The organism is Nocardiopsis sp. NPDC055824, from assembly GCF_053616335.1.
Genome location: NZ_JBSHDN010000319.1, coordinates 1 through 4,743, shown reverse-complemented (window position 1 = coordinate 4,743; position 4,743 = coordinate 1). Strand labels below are relative to the sequence as shown.

General features: G+C 74.5%; 5 protein-coding genes. 2 read left to right on the top strand and 3 right to left on the bottom strand.

Translation table 11 applies throughout. The features are described 5' to 3' along the window. The 3 genes from ACWGL3_RS31030 to ACWGL3_RS31020 all read right to left on the bottom strand — a co-directional run. Nucleotides 1-1,456, bottom strand: a 1,456-nt coding sequence (locus ACWGL3_RS31030; RefSeq protein WP_452462115.1) for a glycoside hydrolase family 10 protein, incomplete at its 3' end; no start/stop codon positions are given. Nucleotides 1,457-1,681: 225 nt separating this feature from the next. Further along, complete coding sequence (locus tag ACWGL3_RS31025; protein WP_267949578.1) at nucleotides 1,682-2,155, bottom strand: carboxymuconolactone decarboxylase family protein; 474 nt, start codon at nucleotides 2,153-2,155, stop codon at nucleotides 1,682-1,684. Between the two features lie 176 nt (nucleotides 2,156-2,331). After that, entirely contained in the window at nucleotides 2,332-2,949 is a 618-nt protein-coding gene (locus ACWGL3_RS31020) for a GNAT family N-acetyltransferase (protein ID WP_452462114.1), read from the bottom strand. Between the two features lie 87 nt (nucleotides 2,950-3,036). On the opposite strand from ACWGL3_RS31020, the gene ACWGL3_RS31015 reads away from it, so the two are divergent. Together ACWGL3_RS31015 and ACWGL3_RS31010 are read left to right on the top strand one after the other, a co-directional pair. Beyond that, nucleotides 3,037-3,666 (top strand): TetR/AcrR family transcriptional regulator, encoded by a 630-nt coding sequence (locus ACWGL3_RS31015; RefSeq protein WP_267949580.1) that lies wholly within the window; start codon nucleotides 3,037-3,039, stop codon nucleotides 3,664-3,666. A 216-nt stretch (nucleotides 3,667-3,882) separates the two neighbouring features. Continuing rightward, nucleotides 3,883-4,743 (top strand): amidohydrolase family protein (locus ACWGL3_RS31010; protein ID WP_452462113.1); only part of this gene is annotated, 861 nt, incomplete at its 3' end.

Here is a 4,743-nt window from a genome sequence, read left to right as displayed (position 1 = left end):
GGGCCAGGGCCGCCTCGTCCGGGTCGAGCCGGTAGACGGCGTAGGACCGGGCGCCGTCGACCTCGTCCCACTCCAGCCCGGCGCCGTCGCCGTCGCCGTCGCCGTCGCCGTCGCCGTCGCCGTCGCCGTCGCCGTCGCCGTCGCCGTCGGCGGTGGCGGTCAGCCCGGTCACGGCGCCGGTCAGGGGCTGCCCCTCGCGGGAGGGGTCGGCCACGGGCGGGAGCGCCGGGTCGGCGTAGTGCTCCTCGGCCAGGTGCTCGTAGGCCTCTTCGGCGGCGCCGGTGAGGGAGGTGAAGGAGAAGTAGACGTCGCCCCCGACCTCGGGGAAGTCCTCGGAGTAGTCGAGCTGGGTGCTGAGCGCGTCGTCCTCGCGCCAACCGCTCTCGCCGACCCGGTAGGCGGCCTGGCCGATGTAGAGGTCCACGCCGGTGCCCTCGACCTCCGAGGCCCACCAGGGGACGAGCTCCTCGTAGTCGGCGGCACCGAACCCGCGCTCCCAGTACAGCTGGGGGACGACGTAGTCGACCATCCCCTCCCTGATCCAGGTGCGGGTGTCGGCGTGCTGGGCGGCGTAGGACTCCAGGCCGGAGGTCGCCGACCCGGTGGGGTCGCTGCCGTCGTTGCGCCAGATGCCGAACGGGGAGATCCCGAAGCGGACCCACGGCTCGGTGTCCTGGATCCGGTCGTGCACGCCCTCCACGAGCCGGTTGACGTTGTCGCGCCGCCAGTCCTCGCGGTCGTCGAAGCCGTCGCCGTGCTCCTCCCAGCTGGCGTCGTCGTCGAACTCCTCCCCGTCCTTGGGGTAGGGGTAGAAGAAGTCGTCGAAGTGGACCCCGTCGATGTCGTAGCGCTCGACGACGTCCATGATGACGCCGGTGACCCACTCCCGGACCTCCGGGTTGCCCGGGTCGAGGAAGCCCTCGCCGCCGTACTCGACCAGCCAGTCCGGGTTCTCCTCGACCGGGTGGTCCTCGGCCATCTCCTCGATGTCGGAGTTCAGGCCGACCCGGTAGGGGTTGAACCAGGCGTGCAGCTCCAGCCCGCGCTCGTGCGCCTGCTCGACGGCGTACTCCAGCGGGTCGTAGCCGGGGTCGCCGCCCTGCTCGCCGGTGAGGTAGCGGGACCAGGGCTCCAGCTCGGACTCGTAGACCGCGTCGGCGGTGGGGCGCACGTGCAGGAAGACGGTGTTCAGTCCGAGTTCGTCCGCCTCGTCGAGGCGCTCGTCCATCTCGGCCCGCTGCTCGTCGGCGCTCAGCCCGGGTTCGGAGGGCCAGTCGATGTTGCCGACGGTGGTGAGCCACGCGCCGCGCATCTCCCGCTTGTCGTGGGCGGCCCGGCAGAGCGCGGCTCCGGGGCCCGCCCCGGGGTCGGTGGCGCCGACGAGCACGTACGCGGACAGCATGAGCCCCGCGGCGGCGCCCGCAGCCAGCCACCGGTTGCGCCAGCGCGGCGCCATTCCCGCACGTCTGCCTCGAGCCACGGGTCCTCCCCCTGAACCGCGGTGGCGTCGGGGCGACGCCACGCCGGGAATCAGGGTAGGACACTTGGTAACTTTTTGGACACTGATTCTGAAATCGGTGGTTTGAATCTCATTGAGGTGGGAATCGGGCGCAGCGCCGTGCGGCCCGCGGGGGACCCGCCCGCCGCGGGGCGGGTCCCCCGCGGGCCGGGGTGGGCGGGGTCAGCCGAACTGGCCGGGCTGGTAGTCGCCCGCAGGGGTCTGGGCCATGACGTTCAGCCGGTTGACGGTGTTCATGAAGGAGATGAGGGAGACCAGGGCGACCAGCTGGTCCTCGTCGTAGTGCTCGGCGGCCTTCTCCCATGCCCCGTCGTCCACCCCGCCGGCGGCGTCGGCGATGCGGGTGCCCTGCTCGGCCAGTTCCAGGGCGGCGCGCTCGGCCTCGGTGAAGACCGTGGCCTCCCGCCAGACGGCGACCAGGTTGAGGCGCACGGCCGTCTCCCCGGCCCGTGCCGCCTCCTTGGTGTGCATGTCGGTGCAGAAGGCGCAGCCGTTGATCTGGCTGACGCGGAGCTGCACCAGCTCCTGGGTGGTGCGGGGAAGCGTCGATTCCCCGATGGCCCTGCCCGCCGAGGCGATGTGCTTCATGAGCTTCGTCGCGAGGGCGTTGCCGAAGAGGTCGAGTCGGGCCTGCATGGTGTTCTCCTTGCGGTGTCGGGGCTGACAAGGCAAGGACGGGAGCGGGCGGGCCGGGCGTGACATCCCCGTGGCCGCCGGGCGCGTGAGGTGGGTCACGCCCGGCCTTGCCCTGCCCCGGGTCCCCCGGGGGGGCGGGGGCGTCCCCGCCTTCACCGGCGGCCTCCTCGGCGCGGTCAGGCCGGTGCGACGCTCCCCGGTTCGCGCAGCATCGCCATCGGGGCCGCGCCGCTCGCGCCCGCGACGATCTCCCCGTCCCCGAAACCGTGGCGGCGGTACAGGCGGCGGTTGTGCTCGGTGGACGAGACCAGGTACGCGGGCAGGCCCTCGCGGTCGGCCCGCTCCAGCCCGTGGGCCAGGAGGGCGCCGCCCACCCCCCGGCCGCGTCCTGCGGCGGAGACCCCGATCTGGTCCAGGTACCAGTGCCCGCGCTCGGGCCGGTGCCGTGCGAAGGCCCGCAGCACGGGGCGCGAGGACACCAGCCCCCATAGGCCCATGGCCCGCATGAGGGCACCGGCCTCCCGCAGGGTGGCCCACCCCGCCCCGGGCGCCCGGCCCGGTCCCTCCCACACCGCGACCCCGACGATGCCCTCGCCCGGGACCTCGGCCACGTCCACCGCGCCGTGGCGCAGCGCCCCCTTGCGCATCAGGGCGGAGAAGAGCAGGGCCAGGCGTGAGCGCCGGTCCGGGCCGGCGGGCACGAAGTCGCGCAGGAGCGGGTCGTCCTCGAACGCCTCGGCCAGGATCGCGGCGGACGCCGTGACGTCGTCCGCGCCGGCCTGTCTGATGTGCATGATCGCTCTCCCGTCGTCGGTGGTGCCCACAGACTACCCCCATTTTTGGCCAAGTGGCCAAAACTTGCGCGTGTAATCTTGCACCCCATGGCGACCAGGCGAGACACGGCGGCGGTGCGCGAGCACCTGCCCATCGAACAACGACGCGCCCAGCTGCTCACCGCGGCGGCGGAGGTGATGCGCGAGCAGGGGGTGGCGGCCGCCACCACCCGCGCCATCGCCGAGCGCGCCGGCGTGCCGCACGGCTCGGTCCACTACTGCTTCGGCACGAAGACGGCGCTGGTCCGCGCCTTGCTGCAGAGCGAGGTGGACCGCTCGGTCGAAAGCGCCCGGCACCGCTCCTCCCGGTCGACCGACCTGGAAGGCGTGCTGCGCAACGTCCTGGAGGCGCAGCTGGAGAGCGTGCGCACCGACCCGGGGCACCACGCGATGCTCGACGAGCTCATCGCCCTGGCCCGCCGCGACCCGTCGCTGGCCGATCTGCCGGGCTGGGAGCACGAGAGGTACGTGGGCGCCGCCGCCGAGCGGATAGCGGAGTGGTCGGCCGCCTCAGGCGTGGCGCTCGCCCGTCCCGCCCGGGAGATCGCGACCACGATCATGGTGCTGGCCACCGGTCTGGGCGACCTGTGGTCGGCCACCGGCGACCGGGCCGTGCTCGACCGGGCCCTGGACGACTGCGTGCGCGGCCTGGCGGCGCGCCTGTCCGAGCCGGCCTGACCGCGAGCCGCCCCGTGGGCGGCGACCGGCGCCCGGAGGTCGGAGGTGCATCGGCCCGGTCCCGGGGGGACACCCCCGGGACCGGGCCGATGCCGTGTGCGGGGGTCGGGGTCCGTGGAGGGCGAAGGGGTCTGTGCGGCCCAGAAACTTGGCCTATTGGCTATCGAACTATTGTCTACAATTCAGGGGCCCGGATCTCTGGAGCAAGGAGCCCCCATGGAACCCGCCTCCGCCACGCCTCCCCCCGCCGCGGTCGACGCGCACCAGCACTTCTGGCCGGTCGGCGTCCGCCCGCGCACCCCGGGGACCGCCGTGCTCGACCGTGCGTTCACCCCCGCCGACCTGGAACGGGAGCTGGCCGGGGGAGAGGTCGGGCGCACGGTCCTGGTCCAGTGCGCGGCCGGTCCCGCGGAGAACGACCGGCTGGCGGCCTACGCCAGGGAGTTCCCCCCGGCCGGGGCCCTGGTGATCTGGCTGCCCCTGGCCGACCCCGTCGCGGCCGAGCGCGAGCTCGCGCGGGTGCGCGCCCTCACCGGTCTGGTCAGGGGGTTCCGGGCGGCGGTGCCCCCGGGCGCCCGCGCCGACCCCGCCCTCCTGGCGACCATGCGCTCCGCCCAGCGGGCCGGGCTGCTCTGGGAGCTCGTGGTGACGTCGGAGTCCCACGTCGCCCTGGCGGAGCAGGTGGCCGCGGCCTGCCCCGACCTGCCGATCGTGGTGGACCACCTGGCCACCCCGCCCCTGGCCGGAGGGGATCCGAAGGCGTGGGAGGGGTGGATCGGCCGGCTGGCCGCCCTGCCCTCGGCCTCCGTGAAGGTCTCGGTCGGCGGCGACGTCCTGGTCGGCTGGGAGTGGGAGCCCGACCTGCTGGTCCCCTGGGTCGGCCGGGCCCTGGAGGCGTTCGGCGCGCACCGGTCGATGCTGGCGGGCAACTGGCCGGTCGTCCGGCTGGCCGCCGACCACGCCACGGCCTGGCGGTCCCTGCGCGCGGCCGTCGCCGCGGCGGGCCCCTCGGCGGCGGAGGCCGCGCTGGTGGCGGGGGGTGCCGCGCGCCGCCGGTACGCGATCGGGGAGGACCCC

What these genes read in the sequence shown, in the direction of transcription:
- ACWGL3_RS31015 (WP_267949580.1), top strand. Translation starts at nt 3,037, where the DNA reads ATGGCGACCAGGCGAGACACGGCGGCGGTGCGCGAGCACCTGCCCATC.
- ACWGL3_RS31025 (WP_267949578.1), bottom strand. Translation starts at nt 2,155, where the DNA reads ATGCAGGCCCGACTCGACCTCTTCGGCAACGCCCTCGCGACGAAGCTC.
- ACWGL3_RS31020 (WP_452462114.1), bottom strand. Translation starts at nt 2,949, where the DNA reads ATGCACATCAGACAGGCCGGCGCGGACGACGTCACGGCGTCCGCCGCG.